The organism is Streptomyces sp. NPDC002328 (assembly GCF_042890065.1).
In the GTDB taxonomy this organism is placed as follows: domain Bacteria; phylum Actinomycetota; class Actinomycetes; order Streptomycetales; family Streptomycetaceae; genus Streptomyces.
The window spans coordinates 180,454-198,912 of the sequence record NZ_JBIARQ010000011.1 but is presented as its reverse complement, the minus strand read 5'-3'; the positions used below and the strand labels follow the sequence as shown (position 1 = coordinate 198,912).

Below are 18,459 nucleotides of genomic sequence, written 5' to 3'. Positions count from 1 at the left end.
CCATGCCCGAAATCACCGCCGTGCCGTCCTTCTCCGCCCGGATCGTCGAGCGCCTCAGCGTCGGGGCCACCAGTCGTCGCGAGCGCGTCATCCACTCCCTCGACGGCTTGGAAGACCCGGTCCACCCCGACACCCTCGCCCACACCGGAGCCGACCTGTGGCGTCGGCTCCAGGAGCAGGTGCCGGACGGACTCGACTCCGTGGACTTCCTCCTCGGCCTGGACGCCGGTGGCATCCTGCCGACCGTCTCCCTCGCCGGCGCCGGCCACCTCACGTACAAGATCGCCTGGAAGCTGCACCTCCCCCTTGACGGCGCGGTCCGTTTTAGCGAGCCCCACGCGATGCGCACCGACGTCTTCGCGTACGGCATCGTCCCCGGCCAGCGGATCGTCATCGTGGACGACGAGATCACCACCGGCCGGACCTTGGCCGACCTCACCCGCTGCCTCCGCGAGGCCGGCGCCGTCCCGCTGGCGGCGGCCTGCCTGGTGGAGGACACCACCCGCGGAGCCCGCGACCTCCTCGCCAACCTCGGTCTGCCGCTCGTCTCCCTCACCACTATCGAGGGCCCGGCGTGACAGCGGTCGCCCCGGCGGGGATCCGGTTCCACCACGGTTCCCTGGACATCCCCGCCGGGGCCGTCCACACGACCCCGCTCGGGTACGACCGTGACAGCGTTCCCATCGGCGCGCCGCTCCCGCTTGCCCCTTCCACCGAGCTCGTCCACCGCCTGAGCGGGTGTGGCGAGATCGTGGTGGCCTTCGAGGGGAAGCTCGGCGACTCTCTCCTCGCGCTGTCTGGGGTCCGCGCGGTCCTCGACTGGTTGCGGCTGCGGTCGGTTCGCGCGGCCGTTCGGGCGGTCGGTCCGTACGCGGGGCTGATCGCCCGCGCCGGGTTGATCACGACGCCCGAGGCCGCCACGCCCAGCGGCTGGCGTGCAGTGATCGGAGACCGGATGGGAATCGAGTCCCACAGCTCGGAAGCGGCGGTGTGCCTGGTGCTGGACCCGGCTGCCCCACCGTGCTGGTCGACCGACGGCCGTGCCCACCCGGACCTGCCCGCCCGCCACTACCTGGCGCTGGAGCGCCGCCTCGGCATCCGTCTGCCCGGCACGGCACCATTCGCTCCCACCTTCGCGACCGGTCCGAACAACCTCGTGGAGGAACTGCGCTCGGTGGGCTGGCTGGGCGGCCTGACCATCGGGGCCATCACCGCCACCAGTTGGCCGGAACGCAAGGACTACACGACCCAGCGCTACGTCGAGCTCGCCAAGCACATCGCCGAGGCCCAGCAGACCCAGGCCCGGCTGCTGCTCATCGGCGGCAACCCGGGCGAGGGCCTCCGCATCACCGCAGAGGCCCCTCGACGCCATGTGCAGGTCCTCCGCCTTGACGGGATGCCGGCCGACCACCTCGTCGACCTCTTCCCGCACTGCCACCTCATCGTCGGCAACGACACCGGTCTCACCCACCTCGCTGCGATGGCGCGCGGCAGGGAGTACAGCTGCCCGCCGGTCATCGGTCTGTACGCGCGCCACAGCCACAGCAAGTGGCGCACCGGCCTGCCGCACCACCACGCCGTAGCCACCGACCTGTCCGACCGCATGCACCAAGGCGACCTCTGCCCCGTCCGCGACTCCATCGCCCCGGACACGGACGTGCACATGGACGCCTTCTTGCCCACAGCGCTGGCCCAGATCGGCCTGGAACTCCTCGACGGGGTAAGGCCATGACCATCCGGCCTCTCCTTCGGTTCGGTCCGGTACGGCGCTTCACCCGCAACCTGCTTTGCCCCGTCGACCTCCTCGGTCGCCCGCTGCTCCTGAAGTACACCCGCGATGCGGCCGAAGCCCGCAAAGAGGTCCGCGGCCACGCTCGTCTGGCCCGGCACTACCGCGTCCCCGCCTGCCACGCCCACCTGCGCGTGCCCGGCGGGCACCTCTTCGCGTACGAACGCCTCCCCGGCGGCACCGACCAGGGCCTCCTGCTCGACCTCCTCAACGCGGACGAGCCGAGCGACGACCTCCGTACCTACATGGACCGGCTCACGGCCGCGTATCGCGAGGTCATCCTCGGGACGGCATGGCCGGCCGATCCGGTGCACGTCGTCCGCAAGCTGTACTGGGACCGTGCGGCCCCCGGCGGCCGACTCGACACGTACTACGCCGGCAAGGATTTCCTGACCGCCGATGGCCTCATCGACATCCCGGTCTCTCGCCTCGACACCTACACCCTGAACATCAATGGCCGTCGGCACCACCTGGACTGGGCCGCCACCCTCCGCTGGCTCCGAGCCCACTTCGCCACGAGCGAGCCGGTCTGGGCGGCCCTCACCCAGGGCGACCCCACCGACGTCAATCTCGCCCACCCGCTCGCCTGGTTCGACTACGACACCGCCGGGATGAACAGCATCCCCGGCGAGTTCGCCAACTTCCTCTGGTACGCCTCCGCCCTCGGCGGCTGGCTCGTGCCCACGTACAACCCGGCCGCCTTCGCCGACCACCCGGCCACCTTCGACCACGTCCCGGCCAATACCCCCGAGATCCGACGAGCGGACGTCGATCACACCACCAGCACCATCCACATCGACTACACCCCGCGCGTCTCAGCTCCCCGGCGAACCGCCATGACCACGTACTGGAACCAGCTCGTACAACCGATCGCCGACCGCCTCTGGCCCGGCGAGGACCTGGCGAACCTGCTCCGCCCGTATCTGGCCATGCGCATCCTCGGCGTCTACAACCTGGCCGACCTGGTCCCCGAGGACCGGCTCGTCCTCCTCGCCCGGCTCGCCGAGGCCATGAGCCCAACCTTCGACCCCACCGCCTATTTCTGCCCATTGGAGTCGCCATGCCCGGCCCCCTGAACGGCCGCACCGCCCTGGTCACCGGAGCCACCGGCGGCCTCGGCTCGGCCATCGTCCGCCGACTCGCCGCCGACGGCGCCACCGTCGCCCTCGCTCACCTCCACGACGACCAGGCCGCAGCCGAGCTCGCCACCCACATCACCGACAGCGGCGGCACCGCGATTCCCCTGGCAGCCGACGTCCGCAACGCCGAGGCCGTGCGTACCCTCTCCCACCAGGCCCACGACCGGCTCGGCCCGGTCGACATCCTGGTCAGCAATGCCGGCGCCTACCCCCGCCAGCCGTGGATGGAGACGACACCGGCCCACTGGGACGAGGCCCTGGCCACCAACCTGACCAGCCACTACCTCCTCGCCCACGAGCTCACCCCCGCCATGACGGCCGCCGGCTGGGGCCGGATCATCACGATCGGTTCCGTCCTCGCCGCGGCGGGCCGCCACGACCTCTCCGGCTACATCAGCGCCAAGGCCGGCCTCGAAGGACTCACCCGCGCCCTCGCCCGCGAACTCGGCCCCGTCGGCATCACAGCGAACTGCGTCGCCCCCGGCTCCATCCGCGTCCCCGCCGAGGACACCGTGGTCGACGACCCAGAGGCCCTGACCCCCCGCCAGCTCGCCCGCCAGTGCGTCCAGCGCCGAGGCCGCCCGGACGACGTCGCCGCGGCCGTCACCTTCCTCGCCACCGACGACGCCGGCTTCATCACCGGCCAGACCCTGCGCGTCGACGGAGGCTGGATCCTTGGCTGACATCTGGCTCATGCGCCACGGCGCCTACGAAGGCCACCGCCCCGGCTACCACGCCCCGCACGAGGCCACTCTCACGCAGGAGGGCCGCGACCAGGTACGCCGCTCCCTCCCCCTCCCCAACGGCATCACCGCCATCGTCACCAGCCCCATCCCCCGCGCCCGCCAGACCGCCACCCTCGTCTCGCACCTCACGGACCTGCCGATAGTGGGCACCTCCGGCCTCCTCGCCGAATGGAGAGCCCCGAGCATCGTCCTCGGTCGCACAGCAGAGACCTACCCGCCGGCCTACCGCGCCTGGCGAGCCCGGCGCCTCGCCAACCCCTCACTACGCTGCGAAGACGGCGAAAGCCTCACCGACCTCCACACCCGTGCCCGCCACTGCGCCGCCTTCCTCCACCACACCGCCCAGCGCCACGGTCCCCTCCTGGCCGTCTCCCACACCCTCTTCCTTGGCGTCCTCACCCACCTCCCAGAGGGCCCCGCTGCCTTCACCACCGCCGCGAAGACGCCCTGGCACTTCGCCGAACTCCGCCTTCTGCCCGCCCATCAACGAGCCGCACCCGGCCTTCAGCGACCTGCCCAGTAAGTGGCTGCCCCCAGCCACTACGCCTGCCGGGAGGCCCTCCTATTCGTACGTCTCCTTCCAGCGCGCCCGATGCCGTCGATCCCCTTGCCCCAGCCCGTTCACCGCGCCGAGCGACAGCAACGAGGCACCGTTGTTCCACAGCCCGAGGTGATCGCGATGGACGGCGAGGATGTCGTTCTCCGTGGCGAATTTCTCGGCCGGCCCGCTGAAGTACGTGGTGGCCACGAAGATCGCCACGTCAGCCTTGAAGTGCACACTCGCACCCAGCAGATCCCGCATCTCCCGGCTGGGGATCTTGCTCTTGGGCGTGTACCGCTTGCACTGGATCACCATGGTCCGCCCGTCGGGGAGGCACCCCAACACGTCAGCCCCGTTGTCGTGGGAGCCGCCGACCCTCCGCACGTCGCTGCACCCATCTCGCCGACACAACTCCACGACGAAGTCCTCGAACTCCGTTCCCGTCATCGCGTCGACCTCAGCGAGCGTCCGATGCCCCGCCTTTACGGCCTCGTCATGCCTCCATTGCCGATCGCCGCCCTTGATGAACCGATCGGTGCGCCACAGCCACCACCCGCCGCTGACGGCGCCGCCAAGCACGAGCGCACCCACCAGATAGGGCCAGACCTCGCTCCAGAAGGCCACCAGCACGACAACGCTCACGCCCCCAGCAAGGATCCGATCTTGAGCCGCTGCTGGCGACGCTTGCGCGCAGCCGATACACGCCGCTTCCGTGCCGCCGCCATGACCCTCCCTGTAGTCCAGCACAGCAGGATCAAGGAGGAGGCACCGAACCGTAAGGGCGCCGATCAGCCAATGGCTGGCAACCGGTGCTCCGCTCATCTTGCCTATGAGGGACGGCTCATCCGCCCGGTAGCGGCGACCGATATCGCGATGGGGCACGCCGGCTTCCGCTCGTTCCCGATCACTGCCGGCGTCCATCCGACGCAAGCTGGGCAGCTGGGCGACATGGGCGCCCGATGCTTGCGCATCGCGACTCGAAGTCTGCTGGCAGCCACCCTCGCCCAAGTAGACGGGGGTGAGCTGGGAACGCCGCAACAGCAGCGACGACGAAGATGAGCGATGCCCACGGCGTATGCACACGGATCGTCGCGTGTTGCCCGCGGGTGTTAAGGAAGCTTGTCTGGAACACATCCGGGGCTACGAGATCGATCGTGCTGAGCGCCCTCCAGTCGAGGTCAAGCTCAGCTACCGGATGGGCGAAGAACAGCCTCCGCAGGGTGATGGTCACCTCTCCCGCGCCGTCCAGCACCCACCGCGGTTGTGCATCGCGCTCCGCTTGACGACGCCGAGAGGAGTTGCCGAGCGCGGAGCCCACCAAACTGCCGATGACGAAGGCCGGACTACCGGCCGCGACCACGTTGCTGTGTTGATATCTCCCGTTTCTCAGGACTCGCCAGGTCGAACGTTGCCCGGGCCCGACGGCAAGGGCGCGGTCTCCTTGAGGTTCCCCCGCTGCGCGGGAGGGGCTGACTAGCAGGTCAGGGCGGGTTGACGTGGTTTCAGGTTCACTGGTTCGGCCGCTGCCTGGTCGGCGTAGTGCTTCTCCTCGAACTCGATGGGGCTGAGGTAGCCGAGCCGCTTCTGGATGCGGCGGGGGTTGTAGAAGCCGTCGATGTACTCGAAAAGCGCGAGATTCGCCTCGGCCCTGGTCGCGAAGACGCGGCCGCGGATGCACTCGGTCTTGATCAGCATCCACAGGTTCTCCGCCAGGGCATTGTCGAAGGAGTCGCCGACCGAGCCCATGGACGCCTGAACTCCTGCTCTGACCAGGCGTGTTGTGAGCTTGATAGACGTGTATTGCGTGCCGTGGTCGGCGTGGTGGACGAGTTCGCCAGGGGTGACCTCGCGGCTGGCCAGCGCGTACTCGAGGGAGGTGAGGACCAGGTCGGCGTCCGCGCGGGCGGAGGTCTCCCAGGCCACGACTCTCCGGGAGAAGGCATCGCGGATCGCCGACAGCCACAGTGGCCCCTCCAGGGTGGGGATCATGGTCAGATCGGTGACCCACAGCCGATTCGGCGCGGGTGCCGTGAAGTCGCGTTGCACCAGGTCAGGGGCGAGGTCGGCGTCCGGGTCGCGGCGGGTGAAGCCCTTGCTCCTGCGGGGGCTGATCCCGGCCAGGCCGGCCTGGCGCATGAGCCGCTCGACCCGCTTGCGGCCGACGTGGACGCCCTCGCGCTTCAGGACGGCATGGATCCTGGGCGATCCGTAGATCCCGCCGGCTTCGCGATCGACGGCGAGGCATACCGCTGGATCGTCGACCACGTCGGGCTGAAGTTGTACGGCCTGTCCTGACCCGGTCGGCTGCGGAGCCGTAACGGGGGTACCGTCAGTAGAGGCCGAAGGGCTCGGCTGGTCTCAGTCCTGGTCTCATTCGCCCCCGTCCGGCCCGGTCCGGACAGGGCCACCCCGAACGCTCCGCCCCAGGTCAGGACACCTACGACCCCCGCCGGACCCCCGTACGAAACATTTGGAAAGCGTGTTGGGGGCAACCCCTCACGAGTTCGAATCTCGTATCCTCCGCAGCCGCCTGAACAGGCGAAACGAGAAGCCGAGCCGCAATCGCGGCTCGGCTCCTCGGCATGCATCGGTTGCAGTTCTGGTTGCATCTAGAGGCGACATTCGGGGTACTCGACAATCAGGCAGGCGCACGCCCCGCAACTCCCGGCGGACAATCGACACGAGTCGGCGCCGCGGGCGGTCTACCCGACTTGGCGGTAGACGTCGCGACGATTGCCGGCGGTCAGGACCCACACGATCAGCCGACCGTCCTCAACGGTATAGACGACGCGATAGTCGCCGACCCTGAGCCGCCAGCGGGCACTGTGCCCTTGGAGCGCCTTGACGTCGAACGATGCGGTGTCCCCCGCATCCATCGCCTTCTGGAGTTCGCTGAGGCGGTGCAGGATGCGCAGGGCATCCGGGCGCGGAATCTTGAGCATGTCCCGCTGAGCGTGCGGTGTGAAGCGCGTGGCGTACCCCATGGGATCAGCCCTGACGAGCGCGCAGCAAGGCGGCCATTTCTTCGAGCGAGACCGACCCCTCCGTACCCTCGGACTCGGCTTCGTCGGCCAGTTGGTTGAGCCACGCTTCTTCGGCGCTCTCCGCGATCTCACGCAGGCGCTGGTACTCCTGGATGTCGATCACGACGGCTTCGTGTTTGCCACGTCGAGTGATGATCGTCGGGGTCTCCTCCCGGCGAGCACGATCGATGACGTCGGCGAGGTGGCTGCGCACCTCAGCCATGGATTCGACCACCGGGTCACTCATGTCATGAATGTAGCAGATGTACATGAAGGGGGAAGGGTGCTGCCGCGCGACCTGCACCGCCCCTTAGAGATCTGGCGGTTTCGGTACTTTCACAGCTGGAGCGGGTCGCTGCGCAGGATCTTCTCGAGCCGCGATGGCCGTAGCCGTCCGGCTGCGGAGTGCTTGAGAAGTACGCTGCCGAGTCTGTGCTGGGGAAAAGCCACGCACAGCACAACGAAGGTGCGGCACGTAGGCGCCGTCGCGGTGTGCCCCACCGCCGAAGTCGGTCGCCAGTCCTTGCGACGCATGCCCTTATGGTCGCCACGGCGCGGGTTCCCCGGGGAACGCCTGGGGTCGAGCCCGAGGTGCGACCCATGCGCGGTCCGACAGCAAGACAGCGATCAGTACCCACTGCACCGTATTGACCTGTGCAAAGCGCTGCCGATGGCGCGCGGACGCGGCCCGCCACCACGACACCTATGCCGAATTGACCGCTGCCCAGCAGCCACCGACAGTGCGCGTGCTGCTTCCACCAGGCCGCAGCACGCCGAAAAAGTCTTGCCGGATTCCTGTCACATCTCCCTGCCCCCGTCCGTCGGTGTGATGAAGACGCCAACCGGGCCGATGTGAAGGAGAACAGCCATGACGAAAACGAACACCTCGATCTCCCGGATGCCCAACCCGGGCGAGTTCGTGCCCGAGCTGACGGACATCAGCGCCGCCCTGTTCCGAGCCACGGGCAACCAGTCGGTGCCGCGCACCACGATCAACCTCATGCACCTGCGCGCCGGACAGATCGTCGGCAACACCTACCTGACCATCCTGAACGCCAGCTTTCTGCGAAAGGCCGGCGAGTCCGAGGAGCGCATCACCGCCGTCTCCTCCTGGCAGGACGCGCCCTACTTCACCGACGCCGAGCGCGCCGCCCTCGCCCTGGTGGAAGCCACCCTCCAGCCCGCCCCGCACAGCCGGGAACGCGTCACCGACGAGCTGTACACCGCGGCCGCCAAGCACTACGACAACAAGGCCCTGGCCACCCTCACCATCGCGATCGGCCAGATCAACTTCTTCATCGCCCTGGCCGTCATCGGCAAGCCCCAGCCCGTCACCTCCCTCGCCGACGACCAGTGGGACTGACCCGCACTGCTCGTCAGCCGCCAGCCCGACTGCGCGCGCAACGGCGTGCCGGGTGAGAGACGGCATCTCGTTGAAGTCGATGTGTGCCGTTTCGAAGCGCAACAGGCAAGGCGCGAAGGCAGTCCGTGCGTGCGGGGAATGGCCGGGGTTGCCCTGGCCTCGGCGGGGTGCGCGAGCACCGCCCTGGAGCACGCACCCGACCTCGTGGACAGGATGATCAGCGGTCCAATGAGGCTGACCCGGGCATACGCACTCTCGCTCCTCAGACCTGCTCTTGCTGCGGTGGGCCCCAACTCACCTGATCCTGCGGTATGCCCCGGCGGCCGGTCGGCCGCCGGGGCATACCGGTCAGGGAGCCAGGCTGAGGGCGGCCAGGCGCGACGGGTCGGTGAGGATGTCCAGGCCGGTGATCCGGCCGTCCAGGATCGTGAACGACATGACCGACAGCGCGCGGGCGTCGACGAAGGAGACCACCCCGGGCGTGCCGTTGACGAGCACCGGGCGGGTGTCGGCGGCGAAGCGGGCGAAGGTGATCGCCTGGGAGGCGACATCCGCCGCACCGCGCCGCAGGAAGCTCGGCACGAGCGCGCCACCGTCCGAGCGGGCCACCACCGCGGGGTCGAGGACATCGAGCAGCGCCTCGAAGTCACCACCGCGCGAGGCGGTCAGGAACGCGTCCACCACCTCACGCTTGCGGGCCAGGTCGGTGTCGGCGACCGGGGTGGCGCCCTGGACCCGGCGGCGAGCTCGGCTGGCGAGCTGCCGGGTGGAGGCGGAGGTGCGGTCCAGGACCGGTGCGATCTCGTCGAAGGGCACATCGAACATGTCGTGTAGGACGAACGCCAGGCGCTCCGCCGGGGAGAGCGTCTCCAGGACGACCATCAGCGCTATGCCGACCGAGTCCGCGACCAGGATTTCCCGCTCCGGGTTGATCGCGGCGAGGCCGCTGACGACCGGGTCCGGCAGCCGGACGTGCCCGTCCTGCTCGGGCAGCGGGTCCTCACGGCGCGAGGCACGTGAGCGCAGCTGATCCAGGCAGACCCGGCCGACAACGGTGGTGAGCCAGGCAGCGAGGTTCCTCACCTCGTTCACATCGCTGCGGCTCAGCTTCAGCCACGCCTCCTGGACCGCGTCCTCGGCCTCGGCGATCGTCCCCAGCATTCGGTAGGCCACCGAGCGCAGTTGGGCCCGTTCCGCCTCGAAGCGCTCGGCCAGAAGAATTTCCCCGTTCACCTGTCACATCCTCGCGTCGGATCCGTCGGTTCGGTGACGGACGCTAACCGATCACGATAGAGACACCGCGTTGAACGCTCGCATCGCCGCCCTCGTGAAGAATCTCGCCAGAGCACACCCCGCTCCCCCTTGGTTGCAGTTCTGGTTGCTCACCCCCCCGTCCAGCGCCGTCCACGCTCCACCTACAGCCCCGCTTCGCCGCAGGTCAGACTGTTGCTGATCAGTCCCGAACCCTCGGACGAAACATTTGGAAAGCGTGTTGGGGGCAACCCCTCACGAGTTCGAATCTCGTATCCTCCGCAGCCGCCTGAACAGGCGAAACGAGAAGCCGAGCCGCAATCGCGGCTCGGCTCCTCGCCCGCGGCGGGGAGGTGCCCCGGACTCTGTCTTCGTACGGCATCCGCAGATCATGGAACTGCGCCATCCTTGACCTTGGCGCCGAAGCTGCTTCGGCGCGCCTGTGACGCTCCCTGTCTGTCGAGGTGCACCCTCATGAAGTCCCGATCGACGCTTGCGACTTGGCTGAGCGAACTCGATGGTTCCCGCCTGGCACGCGTACTCGCCATGCGGAAGGACACAGCCTCCTCCCCGGAACCACGCTCGGTGGGGGAACTGGCGGACCGTCTCCAACGTCCCGGGTCCGTGGCACTCGTCCTGCCGCAACTCACGCTCCCGTGCTTGCAGGCTGCCGAGGCGCTGGCGGCCCTGGGAGCACGAGCGACCCGGGAGAGACTCGCGGAGTTGCTCGGCTCGACGTCCCCTGCCGCGGTGCACGCGCTGGACGCGACACTGGAGGAGTTGTCGGATCGGGCGCTCGTGTGGCACGACGGCAACGAGGCACTTCGTATGGCTACACCCTTGCGGCAGGCGTGGAGCACGCCCCTGGGACTTGACGCCCCTCTGGAGGAGCTGCTGGCCGGCACCACCTCGGAGGAACTGCGCGGGATGCTGGCGGTCCTGGGTGTCAAGCCACCCGGCACCAAGCAGCAGCGACTCGCGGCTCTGGTGGAGCATCACAGTGACGCGGAACGGGTCGCCGCGTTGGTGGCGGGGGCACCGGCGGCCACACGGAAGTTGCTTGAGCAGAGCGCCAGGTCCACGCCGCGTCAGTCACTGTTCGTCGTGTTCGGGGCTCCCGGCCACGACCTCCAGCCAGGCGCCCGCTGGGCACTCGACCGCGGACTCCTGGTCCAGGACCGTCACCGGTACGGGCCCGTCCGGATGCCGGTCGAGGTGGCCCTGGCTCTGCGGGGACCCGATTGGCACGCGCCGTTCGAACCTCTGCAGCCCGTTCCACACTTGGTGCCCATCACCTCGGCGGAGGTGGAGCGGGAGGCCGCGGTAGCCGCCACCGCGTTCGCGGCCCATGCCGCCTCCGTCCTTTCGGCGTGCGCAACCGCCCCACCGACCCGGCTGAAGTCGGGCGGGATCGGCGCGCGTGAACTGGCCCGGCTCGGCAAGGCCGCCCAAGCGGACGACGCCGTCGTACGCATCGCCCTGGAGACCGCGTACGCTGCCGGGCTGCTGGCCCGCGACGGCGATCGCGTACCTCCCACCGAGGCGTACGACACCTGGGCCGAGCAGGAGCCCGCAGAACAACTCGCCGTACTGCTCCGGGCATGGCGGGACCTGCCGCTCACCCCCACCCGGGCGCGCGACGAAGACAACAAGGCGCTTCCCGCGCTCGCCGGTGCGCCTGACTGCGGCGGCTGTCTGCAGGCCCGTCACGGGCTGCTCACCGCGGCAGCGGGGCTCCCGGCAGGACAAGGCGCGAAGGTCGCTTCGGAGCTGGGGCCGCTGGTGGCCTGGCACCGTCCGCTCGCCGACGACGCCTCGCCCCAGGACACGGCACCGTTCAGCACCGTGATCCGCGAAGGCGAACTGCTGGGCGTGCTGGCACGGGGTGCGCTGTCCCCGCTCGGTGCCCACCTGGCGGCCCACGCCGACGAAGAGCTCGACGTCACGGCCCGGCGACTGTTGCCCCCCGCGACCACGACGGCCCGGATCGGCGCCGACCTCACCGCCGTCGTCACCGGCACCCCGTCCGCGCGACTCACAGCGCTGCTGGATTCAATGGCCGACCGGGAGACCAGTGGCACGGCGTCGGTATGGCGCTTCAGCGTCGGCAGTATCCGCCGGGCCCTGGATGCCGGCCGCACCCCGGACGACATCACAGCCGACCTGGCAGCCGGCTCCGCCACGGCCCTGCCACAGCCGCTGACCTATCTCATCGCCGACACAGCACGAGGTCATGGACGGGTACGCATCGCCCCCGCCGCCTGTGTCATCCACGGCGACGAACCCGCGCTCCTGGCCGAACTCGCCGCACACCGCGCACTGTCCAAGCTCGGCCTGCGGCAGCTCGCCCCGACGGTCCTGGTCAGCGGCAGTCCACCCGCGACGGCTCTCGCCGCGCTCCGTGCCGCGGGCTACGCCCCGGTCACCGAGACCGCCGGGGGAACGGTACGCATCGAAAAGCGCGTGCCGCAGAGGGCCGCCGCTGCCGTCCCACCACCGCGAAGGAACGCCGGGCGGCGCGGGCTCCGGACCACCGCAGCCCGTGCCGCGGACATGCCCGCCGACGCCGGGATGGACGTCCTGGCCGACCGGCTGCTCAAGGCCCCGCCGACCACACCGGAACCCGACCCGTTCGGCAGCGGGGTGCCTTTCGCGACGGACACCGAGGAGATCGTCGCCGGATACGCGAAGCACCTGTCGTACAGCGACGTCCGCCAGGTCGCCCATGCCATCGACACCGGTGCGGCCATCACGGTCGAGTACATCGCCACCTCGGGCAACCGGACCGTACGCACCCTCAGCGACCTGGAACTCGACCCGCCCTACCTCGACGCCTGGTGCCACCTGCGCGAAGCGGAACGCGTCTTCACGCTCTCCCGCATCCACGGCGTGATGCCCGCGTAGGACTCGGCGGCCAAGGCCGGTGCCCGAGTGCGCCACCCCGCGGGCACCTCACGAGATTACTTGACCCCACGTTTGATATCAGGAGGCACCCATGAGTCGGACGGTTATCGACCTGGACGACGACCTGGTCGCGGACGTGGCTAAAGCCCTCGGGACGAGCACCAAGAAGGAGACGGTCAACACCGCTCTCCGCGAGGTGTTGGAGAGCCGGCGTCGTGCCCTGGCTCTCGCCCGGCTGCGAGCCGCGGCCGGGGACGGCGCATTCGATATGGAGCTGTTCGAAAACAAGGGGAGCTACCGCGGGTGAACGCGGCCCAGTTCCTGATCGACACCAGCGCGCTCGCTCGGTTCATGCGCGAGGACGCGGAGCAGTACGGCTGGGACCAGGCGGCAGCCGCTGGGCTCATCGCCACCTGCCCGATCACCGAGCTTGAGTTCTTCTACGGCGCCCGGTCGGCCGCCGACAGGGCTCGCAGCGTCGAGGACATGCGACTGATCTTCAGTTGGGTTCCCGTCGACGACCGCGCCTACGACCGCGCCTGGCAGGTCCAGGAAGCTCTCACCAAACAGGGAAAGCATCGCAGTGCGGGCGCGGTGGATTTCGTCGTCGCCGCGACAGCCGAGCTGCAAGGACTCACCCTCCTGCACCGCGACCACGACTTCGCCTGCATCGCGGCAGTCACCGGCCAGGCTCTTCAGTGGTACGGCCCGGAGAGCGGCAAATAGGCGGGCGATCCGCCCCCGAGCGTCCCAGAACCCCCGGACGAACATTTGGAAAGCGTGTTGGGGGCAACCCCTCACGAGTTCGAATCTCGTATCCTCCGCCAGTGCCTCACCGGGCACGATGTCGAAGGGCCCCACCGCTTGCGGTGGGGCCCTTCGTCGTTGCCCGACGGATCAGTACGCCCGAAGCGACGAATAAGCAGAGCAGGCAGAAGTTGCGGCGCTAACCCCCGCACCGATCAATCTCGCCGTGCTGCCGGGGACCCCCGCAGCCCTCGGAAGGGATGGAGCCCGCGCGCTCCACCTCTCACGTGCGGGTCGCACGCCTACTCGAAGGTTGTTCTTGATGATCCTGATCACGCTCGTGCTCGCCATGGTGGTCGTCGTTCTGACCCTGCTCGTGGCATCGGCGCTCGCCGCATTGGTGCGCTTCCGCCCCGCGCTGACGGCGCCGGTCCAGGTCGCGATGACCGGCATCGCGACGATGACGACGCTGATGACCGTTCTCGTGACCGCCACGCGCTGACAGTCGCAGAGCGCATCTCGACCTGCGAGCCCCTGCGTCTGTCCGCTCAGGCAGTAGAAAGCCCCGGCCCATGATGGGGGTCGGGGCCTTCGGCTTCGCCCGTCCCGGTCACCCGAAGGACCCGTCCTCACGGAGGGCGAAGGAATCGCAGCCGTCATGCTCGAAGCGCACCCGCCCGTCGAACGCCGAGCCAGGATCAGAGCAGACTCCCCAGTCCCGCCCCAGCTCACCGCTCAGCGCGACCCAGAAGCGGCAACCGCCGCACTGCTCGTCAAACCACTCATCCCGGTAGCCGGGCTGATCAGTGCGCCTGTTCCGCCCCCGCGACCAGCGCTCGTGACAGGCATCGTTGTGCTCGTGGTCATCGCCTGTCCAAGCTCCGCCAGGCATCGGGCGGTCCGCGCTGCGGTCCGCTGCCGCCGACTTGGACACCCCAAGACCCCTTCACGGCAGTTCTGGACGATCTCACCGAACCTCGAGCGGCGCTCCTCGCAAGTCCCGGTGACCTGAGTCAGTCGAAGAGGGCGACGAGTCCATTCACCCAGATCGCGACCAACGCGAGGGCCGCCACCAGGCAGCCGGCGCCCGTCAGCACATCGCCGACCGTCCACGGCTCGTGAGGCGCCTCGTACTGCCCTTCCAGGTCGTCCTGGTAAGAGGCGGGGTCGTTCCAGTCGACGAGGTGTCCCAACTCCTCGGCGCAGGCGGTCCGCACCGCGGTCAGCTGCCCCTCCGCGAAAGCGGTGGCGGCTTCCGCCTCTGGGCCCTGCCAGGCGAGGGCCTTCATCCGCCACCTGGGAGATCCGTACCGCGCCTCGAAGGCAGCGGTCTCTTCGGCGTTCCGGTCCTCTTCGAGGTACATCCAGCGTCCAGCCTCGGCGGCGTCGCCGTAGAGCCGGTACACCTCGGCCAGCCGACGGCGGAGCGTCAGGTCGTGCGGGAAGGACGAGACGAGACCGCGCAGGCGCTGGCGCGCGACGGGAACCCGGCCGGCAGCCAGGTCTGCATCGACTCGGGCAAGGGTCTCCGTCAGGGGCATGGACGCATGATCGGATACCGCACTGACGTACGTCGACCTCGTTTCGTCGCTCGGTACCCGCTCGCTCTCACGGCCTCGTGAAGCCAGACGTCGTGATCTCGCTTACCTATCTGCACCGTGTCGAGACAGGAGCCGCTCTTCCGATCTCCCCGAGTTGGTGCGGCTCCGGATCGCAGGGCCTTCGGAGGTTGACGTCGTCGCATCCTGCCTCACCGTCTACACCGCGATGAGCGACGACGAAGCGAGCTTGCCGCTGCATGGCTGAGCAAGGCCCAGGCGGTTGCTGCACCGCAGCGGCCCGGGACTAGGGGCGGTGAGCCGAGAGCCTGGTCCTCAAGCGTCTCCATCGGCCTGTCTTCGGCCGGTAGCCGTGCAGTTCGACGCTCCAGGGGTTCATCGTCGGCTCGGGCGGGGCGTCTTCGGCGTCGAGGCCGAAGAACTCCCGCAGCGCCCGCTCGCCCAGGTCGAGCGGGCAGAACGGGAGGGTGGGCTCCTCGTCTTCGTAGGGTGGGCAGGGGTCCCCCTTCTGCCGGCCCTGCCAGTAGGGGAGTTCGAACGGGAGTCGGTCGCCGGTGTCTTCCGTGATGCCGTGGTCCGGGGACGCGCTCAGGGAGCGGATCAGTCGGCCGTCTTCCCAGATCGCGAAGGCCAGCCAGTCGGCGACGCTGTGCGTGGCGTGGAGGTAGAGGCGTCGTCCACGGCCGGCTTGCACCAGGTGCTCCGGCAGTTGCGAGGGGCGTTCGAGCATGAGGGCTTGGTCGCAGATGATGTCCAGGCCTGGACGCGACAGGACGCACACCGTCCCCTTCGGCGGGCAGACAATGTCCAGGGGACCTCGCCGTCCTCCAGGAGGAGTTCTCCCGGCCGGTACCGGGCCGCCAAGGCTGCTGCGCGGGCGTGGTCCGTCGGCGGTGTCGCAGTCCGGAGCAACTCGGCCGCCTCGCCGTCCGCGTAGACCAGGATTGCTGACCTTGCCCCCATGCGTTCGCCCCCTCCGCGCGCCTGCCGATTGCCGGTCGACGCTACCGAGCGGGTCTGACAAGGTCAGGGCCGTCCGGGTCCGTGAGCGTGTCGTCGATGCCCGTTTGGAGCCAGTCGGCCTGGGTGTCGTCGGCCTTTGCCATCGCGTCGGCGATGAGGCGTCGAGCGGTCTCCGTCCCCAGCCGGGCCAGGGCCTCCGCCGTCTGGCGGATCACCGCCATGTCCTCGGTGTCCAGCAGCAGGCCTGCCAACGCTTCCGCGGCCTCGGGAACTTCGGCGAAGGGGGCCAAGTCGCGTCCTGCGCGGACGCGTCGAGAAAATGAGGGGGACGACGCCTCGGCCAGGGCCGTCTGCAATGACGTCATCTCAGCGCTCGATCCGTACCGGCCTCGTCACGCTCACCTGGTCGATGTCCGACACCCGCACCGTCAGCTTCATCTCCCAGGTGCCCGGGATGGGCAGGTTGACGGAAGGGGTGCTCCAGTAGCCGCCTCGGTCGGTGAGTTTGGCGTCCAGGGGGCCGATGTCCTGGCTGGGGAGGGTGAAGGTCATGCGGAGTTCGGGGAGGGAGACGAAGCCGCCGTCTCGGCCGTAGGCCACGGCCTGGATCGAGTTGCCGCCGACGCGGGCCGGGTCGAGGGTGACCTGGACCTTGCCGCTGGCGCCGCCGACCGCGAAGGGGACGTCCGTCACGGAGGCGACCGGCAGGCCCGAGGACTGTTCGGCGGACGCCGCCTCCGCCGCCGCCCGGCCGGGGAGCGTGGCGGTGAGGATCGTCGTGAGCAGCAGGACGACCACGGAGACGGCGACCTCCGCCAGGACGGAGCGGCGCAGGGCTCGGCGGTGGGCGTCCTCGGAGGGGGTGAGGGGCGGGTCGTCGGGGGTGGTGACCCGGGGTGGTGAGGTCGGTGCGTGGGACGAGGGGGCGTCGGACGAGGAGGCGTCGGACGTCGGCTTCGGGGGCGAATCCGGGTGCGGGATCCGGGCTGTCGTCTCGAGTGGCTCGCGCTTCGCGCCTACCGTTGCCAGGCTCGCTTCCGGCTTCACCGCCGTCGTTCCTTCCGTCGTCGTCTCCGTCGTCTCCGTCGTCTCCGTCGTCTCCGTCGTCTCCGTCGTCTCCGTCGTCTCTGCCGTCTCCGTCGCCGGCGTCGTCGTTCCCGACTCCGCTCTCACCCAGCGTGCCGTCCAGCGGCGCGACCACGCGCCCGCCAGGAGCAGCAGGGTCACCGCCGCCAGCTTCGCCAGCAGAACGCGGCCGTACGTCGTGGTCGTCAGGGTGTCGAGGGTGCCGAGGCCGCGCCAGGACTGGTAGACGCCCGTCGCCGCCAGGACGATCACCGAGGCGGTGGCCAGGCGGCTGAAGCGGGCGGCCACGGCGGCCGGCAGGGCGGTGCGCTGGAGGAGGACGAGCAGTGCCGTCAGGCCGCCGAGCCACGCCGCCATGGCGAGCAGGTGCAGCACCGACGAGGTGATCGCGGCCGGGACCTGGATGCCGGCCGACGCGTGTTCGGCGGCGGCCCAGGTCAGGGCCAGGCCCACGGCGAGCACGGCGCCGGCGGCGAGGGACGCGCGCGTGGGTCGTACGCGGTCGCGGTGTCGCAGGAGGAGGGCGGCGGTCGCCGCGAGGAGGGCCAGTCGGGCGAGCAGGGCGAAACCGGGGCGGCCGGTCAGGGTGCGGCGCAGGCCGTCGAGGTCGAACGCCCCCGCCGGGCCGGTGCCCTCCTCGTAGGGGGCGCGCAGCAGGAGCAGGAAGACCGATGTGCCGACGAGGATCCAGAAGCCGGCCAGCAGCGGCTTGCGCAGGGGGCGTACGTCCGGCGGACGGCAGACCGCGACGAAGATCCCGATGCCGATGACGACGGTCGCGGCCCCGTACGCCAGATAGCGGCCGATCTTGAACAGGCCGCCGGTGGCCGGGTCCTCGGTGGGACCGGCGTTCAGGGCGGCCGTGGTCGGGGACGGCTTGCCCACGGAGAACGTGAAGGCGCCGGAGACCGGGTGACTGTCCGCCGACACCACCCGCCAGGCCACCGTGAACGTGCCGTTGCCGAGCTTCTCGGGCAGGGTGACCTGCGCCGTCTCCGCGCGGCCGGCCGCGTGCCGGGCCTCTCCGGTTTTGACCCGCTGGTTGTCCGGGTCGAGGAGGCGGAACGAGTCGTCCAGGAGGCCGACGGACTCGGTGAAGGTCAGGGTGATGCCGGCAGGGGAGGTCTTGAGGACGGTTCCGTCAGCGGGGTCGGTGGAGCGGAGGGCGGCGTGAGCCGACGCCGTGCCCGCGCCTCCGAGGAGGAGCAGGACCAGCATGGCGCCCAGCAGCACCAGCCCTTGAAGTCGCCGGACGCCGCTTCCCGTGCCGCTTCCCGCGTCACGTCCCGCATCACCTCGGGCGTCGCTTCCCGCGCCGCCTGTCCCACCGCGCTGTCGTCCGCCATCG

General features: G+C 69.7%; 20 protein-coding genes. 10 read left to right on the top strand and 10 right to left on the bottom strand.

Features of this window, described 5'->3' with window-relative positions:
• Positions 1 to 2 precede the first annotated feature (2 nt).
• From ACFYX4_RS26290 to ACFYX4_RS26270, 5 genes are read left to right on the top strand one after another with little or no spacing between them, the layout of a single operon-like run.
• Positions 3 to 578 carry a phosphoribosyltransferase family protein gene (locus ACFYX4_RS26290; protein ID WP_389338135.1) on the top strand — a complete coding sequence of 192 codons (576 nt, stop codon included), beginning with the start codon at positions 3 to 5 and terminating at the stop codon, positions 576 to 578.
• Positions 575 to 1,732 carry a glycosyltransferase family 9 protein gene (locus tag ACFYX4_RS26285; protein WP_389338132.1) on the top strand — a complete coding sequence of 386 codons (1,158 nt, stop codon included), beginning with the start codon at positions 575 to 577 and terminating at the stop codon, positions 1,730 to 1,732. Before ACFYX4_RS26290 ends, ACFYX4_RS26285 begins: the two co-directional genes overlap by 4 nt.
• A complete protein-coding gene (locus tag ACFYX4_RS26280) occupies positions 1,729 to 2,865 on the top strand; it encodes a hypothetical protein (protein ID WP_389338129.1) in 1,137 nt (378 codons plus the stop codon). Before ACFYX4_RS26285 ends, ACFYX4_RS26280 begins: the two co-directional genes overlap by 4 nt.
• Positions 2,850 to 3,611, top strand: a complete 762-nt coding sequence (locus ACFYX4_RS26275; RefSeq protein ID WP_389338125.1) for an SDR family NAD(P)-dependent oxidoreductase — start codon at positions 2,850 to 2,852, stop codon at positions 3,609 to 3,611. Before ACFYX4_RS26280 ends, ACFYX4_RS26275 begins: the two co-directional genes overlap by 16 nt.
• A complete protein-coding gene (locus ACFYX4_RS26270) occupies positions 3,604 to 4,197 on the top strand; it encodes a histidine phosphatase family protein (RefSeq protein WP_389338122.1) in 594 nt (197 codons plus the stop codon). The genes ACFYX4_RS26275 and ACFYX4_RS26270 overlap by 8 nt, the downstream gene beginning before the upstream one ends.
• 39 nt (positions 4,198 to 4,236) lie before the next feature.
• Here ACFYX4_RS26270 and ACFYX4_RS26265 read toward each other — a convergent pair whose 3' ends face one another.
• The 4 genes from ACFYX4_RS26265 to ACFYX4_RS26250 all read right to left on the bottom strand — a co-directional run bounded on the left by ACFYX4_RS26265 (position 4,237) and on the right by ACFYX4_RS26250 (position 7,485).
• Positions 4,237 to 5,136, bottom strand: coding sequence for a restriction endonuclease (locus ACFYX4_RS26265; RefSeq protein ID WP_389338119.1), 900 nt, complete (start codon positions 5,134 to 5,136; stop codon positions 4,237 to 4,239).
• Between the two features lie 552 nt (positions 5,137 to 5,688).
• Entirely contained in the window at positions 5,689 to 6,480 is a 792-nt protein-coding gene (locus ACFYX4_RS26260) for an IS3 family transposase (protein WP_389338116.1), read from the bottom strand.
• A 437-nt stretch (positions 6,481 to 6,917) separates the two neighbouring features.
• On the bottom strand, positions 6,918 to 7,199 hold the full coding sequence (locus ACFYX4_RS26255; RefSeq protein ID WP_389338113.1) for a type II toxin-antitoxin system RelE/ParE family toxin: 282 nt from the start codon (positions 7,197 to 7,199) through the stop codon (positions 6,918 to 6,920).
• A gap of 4 nt (positions 7,200 to 7,203) precedes the next feature.
• Positions 7,204 to 7,485, bottom strand: a complete 282-nt coding sequence (locus ACFYX4_RS26250) for a type II toxin-antitoxin system Phd/YefM family antitoxin (protein WP_389338110.1) — start codon at positions 7,483 to 7,485, stop codon at positions 7,204 to 7,206.
• Between the two features lie 621 nt (positions 7,486 to 8,106).
• Here ACFYX4_RS26250 and ACFYX4_RS26245 point away from each other — a divergent pair.
• Positions 8,107 to 8,601 (top strand): carboxymuconolactone decarboxylase family protein, encoded by a 495-nt coding sequence (locus tag ACFYX4_RS26245; RefSeq protein ID WP_389338107.1) that lies wholly within the window; start codon positions 8,107 to 8,109, stop codon positions 8,599 to 8,601.
• Positions 8,602 to 8,949: 348 nt separating this feature from the next.
• Here the strand turns inward: ACFYX4_RS26245 and ACFYX4_RS26240 are convergent, their stop codons facing one another.
• On the bottom strand, positions 8,950 to 9,834 hold the full coding sequence (locus ACFYX4_RS26240) for a sigma-70 family RNA polymerase sigma factor (RefSeq protein ID WP_389338104.1): 885 nt from the start codon (positions 9,832 to 9,834) through the stop codon (positions 8,950 to 8,952).
• A 492-nt stretch (positions 9,835 to 10,326) separates the two neighbouring features.
• Between ACFYX4_RS26240 and ACFYX4_RS26235 the strand changes: the two genes are divergently transcribed.
• The 4 genes from ACFYX4_RS26235 to ACFYX4_RS26220 all read left to right on the top strand — a co-directional run bounded on the left by ACFYX4_RS26235 (position 10,327) and on the right by ACFYX4_RS26220 (position 14,005).
• Positions 10,327 to 12,756, top strand: a complete 2,430-nt coding sequence (locus tag ACFYX4_RS26235) for a helicase-associated domain-containing protein (RefSeq protein WP_389338101.1) — start codon at positions 10,327 to 10,329, stop codon at positions 12,754 to 12,756.
• A gap of 91 nt (positions 12,757 to 12,847) precedes the next feature.
• On the top strand, positions 12,848 to 13,063 hold the full coding sequence (locus ACFYX4_RS26230) for a type II toxin-antitoxin system VapB family antitoxin (protein WP_389338098.1): 216 nt from the start codon (positions 12,848 to 12,850) through the stop codon (positions 13,061 to 13,063).
• The gene (locus ACFYX4_RS26225) at positions 13,060 to 13,482 is read left to right on the top strand and encodes a PIN domain nuclease (protein WP_389338095.1); all 423 of its coding nucleotides are present in this window, start codon (positions 13,060 to 13,062) and stop codon (positions 13,480 to 13,482) included. The genes ACFYX4_RS26230 and ACFYX4_RS26225 overlap by 4 nt, the downstream gene beginning before the upstream one ends.
• Before the next feature lie 343 nt (positions 13,483 to 13,825).
• Complete coding sequence (locus tag ACFYX4_RS26220; protein WP_389338092.1) at positions 13,826 to 14,005, top strand: hypothetical protein; 180 nt, start codon at positions 13,826 to 13,828, stop codon at positions 14,003 to 14,005.
• A 108-nt stretch (positions 14,006 to 14,113) separates the two neighbouring features.
• Here the strand turns inward: ACFYX4_RS26220 and ACFYX4_RS26215 are convergent, their stop codons facing one another.
• From ACFYX4_RS26215 to ACFYX4_RS26195, 5 genes are all read right to left on the bottom strand, one after another.
• On the bottom strand, positions 14,114 to 14,395 hold the full coding sequence (locus tag ACFYX4_RS26215; protein WP_389338335.1) for a DUF3027 domain-containing protein: 282 nt from the start codon (positions 14,393 to 14,395) through the stop codon (positions 14,114 to 14,116).
• Positions 14,396 to 14,516: 121 nt separating this feature from the next.
• Positions 14,517 to 15,044 (bottom strand): DUF6584 family protein, encoded by a 528-nt coding sequence (locus tag ACFYX4_RS26210; protein WP_389338089.1) that lies wholly within the window; start codon positions 15,042 to 15,044, stop codon positions 14,517 to 14,519.
• A 304-nt stretch (positions 15,045 to 15,348) separates the two neighbouring features.
• The gene (locus ACFYX4_RS26205; RefSeq protein ID WP_389338086.1) at positions 15,349 to 15,843 is read right to left on the bottom strand and encodes a DUF6928 family protein; all 495 of its coding nucleotides are present in this window, start codon (positions 15,841 to 15,843) and stop codon (positions 15,349 to 15,351) included.
• 223 nt (positions 15,844 to 16,066) lie between these two features.
• Positions 16,067 to 16,390: a hypothetical protein gene (locus ACFYX4_RS26200; protein WP_389338083.1), complete on the bottom strand. Its 324-nt coding sequence runs from the start codon at positions 16,388 to 16,390 to the stop codon at positions 16,067 to 16,069.
• A gap of 1 nt (position 16,391) precedes the next feature.
• Positions 16,392 to 18,344 carry a copper resistance CopC/CopD family protein gene (locus ACFYX4_RS26195; RefSeq protein ID WP_389338080.1) on the bottom strand — a complete coding sequence of 651 codons (1,953 nt, stop codon included), beginning with the start codon at positions 18,342 to 18,344 and terminating at the stop codon, positions 16,392 to 16,394.
• Positions 18,345 to 18,459 lie beyond the last annotated feature (115 nt).

Excerpts from the sequence above, each read along its gene's own strand:
- ACFYX4_RS26290 (WP_389338135.1), top strand. The coding sequence starts at position 3 with ATGCCCGAAATCACCGCCGTGCCGTCCTTCTCCGCCCGGATCGTCGAG.
- ACFYX4_RS26280 (WP_389338129.1), top strand. The coding sequence starts at position 1,729 with ATGACCATCCGGCCTCTCCTTCGGTTCGGTCCGGTACGGCGCTTCACC.
- ACFYX4_RS26275 (WP_389338125.1), top strand. The coding sequence starts at position 2,850 with ATGCCCGGCCCCCTGAACGGCCGCACCGCCCTGGTCACCGGAGCCACC.
- ACFYX4_RS26265 (WP_389338119.1), bottom strand. The coding sequence starts at position 5,136 with ATGGACGCCGGCAGTGATCGGGAACGAGCGGAAGCCGGCGTGCCCCAT.
- ACFYX4_RS26255 (WP_389338113.1), bottom strand. The coding sequence starts at position 7,199 with ATGGGGTACGCCACGCGCTTCACACCGCACGCTCAGCGGGACATGCTC.
- ACFYX4_RS26250 (WP_389338110.1), bottom strand. The coding sequence starts at position 7,485 with ATGAGTGACCCGGTGGTCGAATCCATGGCTGAGGTGCGCAGCCACCTC.
- ACFYX4_RS26245 (WP_389338107.1), top strand. The coding sequence starts at position 8,107 with ATGACGAAAACGAACACCTCGATCTCCCGGATGCCCAACCCGGGCGAG.
- ACFYX4_RS26235 (WP_389338101.1), top strand. The coding sequence starts at position 10,327 with ATGAAGTCCCGATCGACGCTTGCGACTTGGCTGAGCGAACTCGATGGT.
- ACFYX4_RS26230 (WP_389338098.1), top strand. The coding sequence starts at position 12,848 with ATGAGTCGGACGGTTATCGACCTGGACGACGACCTGGTCGCGGACGTG.
- ACFYX4_RS26220 (WP_389338092.1), top strand. The coding sequence starts at position 13,826 with ATGATCCTGATCACGCTCGTGCTCGCCATGGTGGTCGTCGTTCTGACC.
- ACFYX4_RS26215 (WP_389338335.1), bottom strand. The coding sequence starts at position 14,395 with ATGCCTGGCGGAGCTTGGACAGGCGATGACCACGAGCACAACGATGCC.
- ACFYX4_RS26210 (WP_389338089.1), bottom strand. The coding sequence starts at position 15,044 with ATGCCCCTGACGGAGACCCTTGCCCGAGTCGATGCAGACCTGGCTGCC.
- ACFYX4_RS26200 (WP_389338083.1), bottom strand. The coding sequence starts at position 16,390 with ATGACGTCATTGCAGACGGCCCTGGCCGAGGCGTCGTCCCCCTCATTT.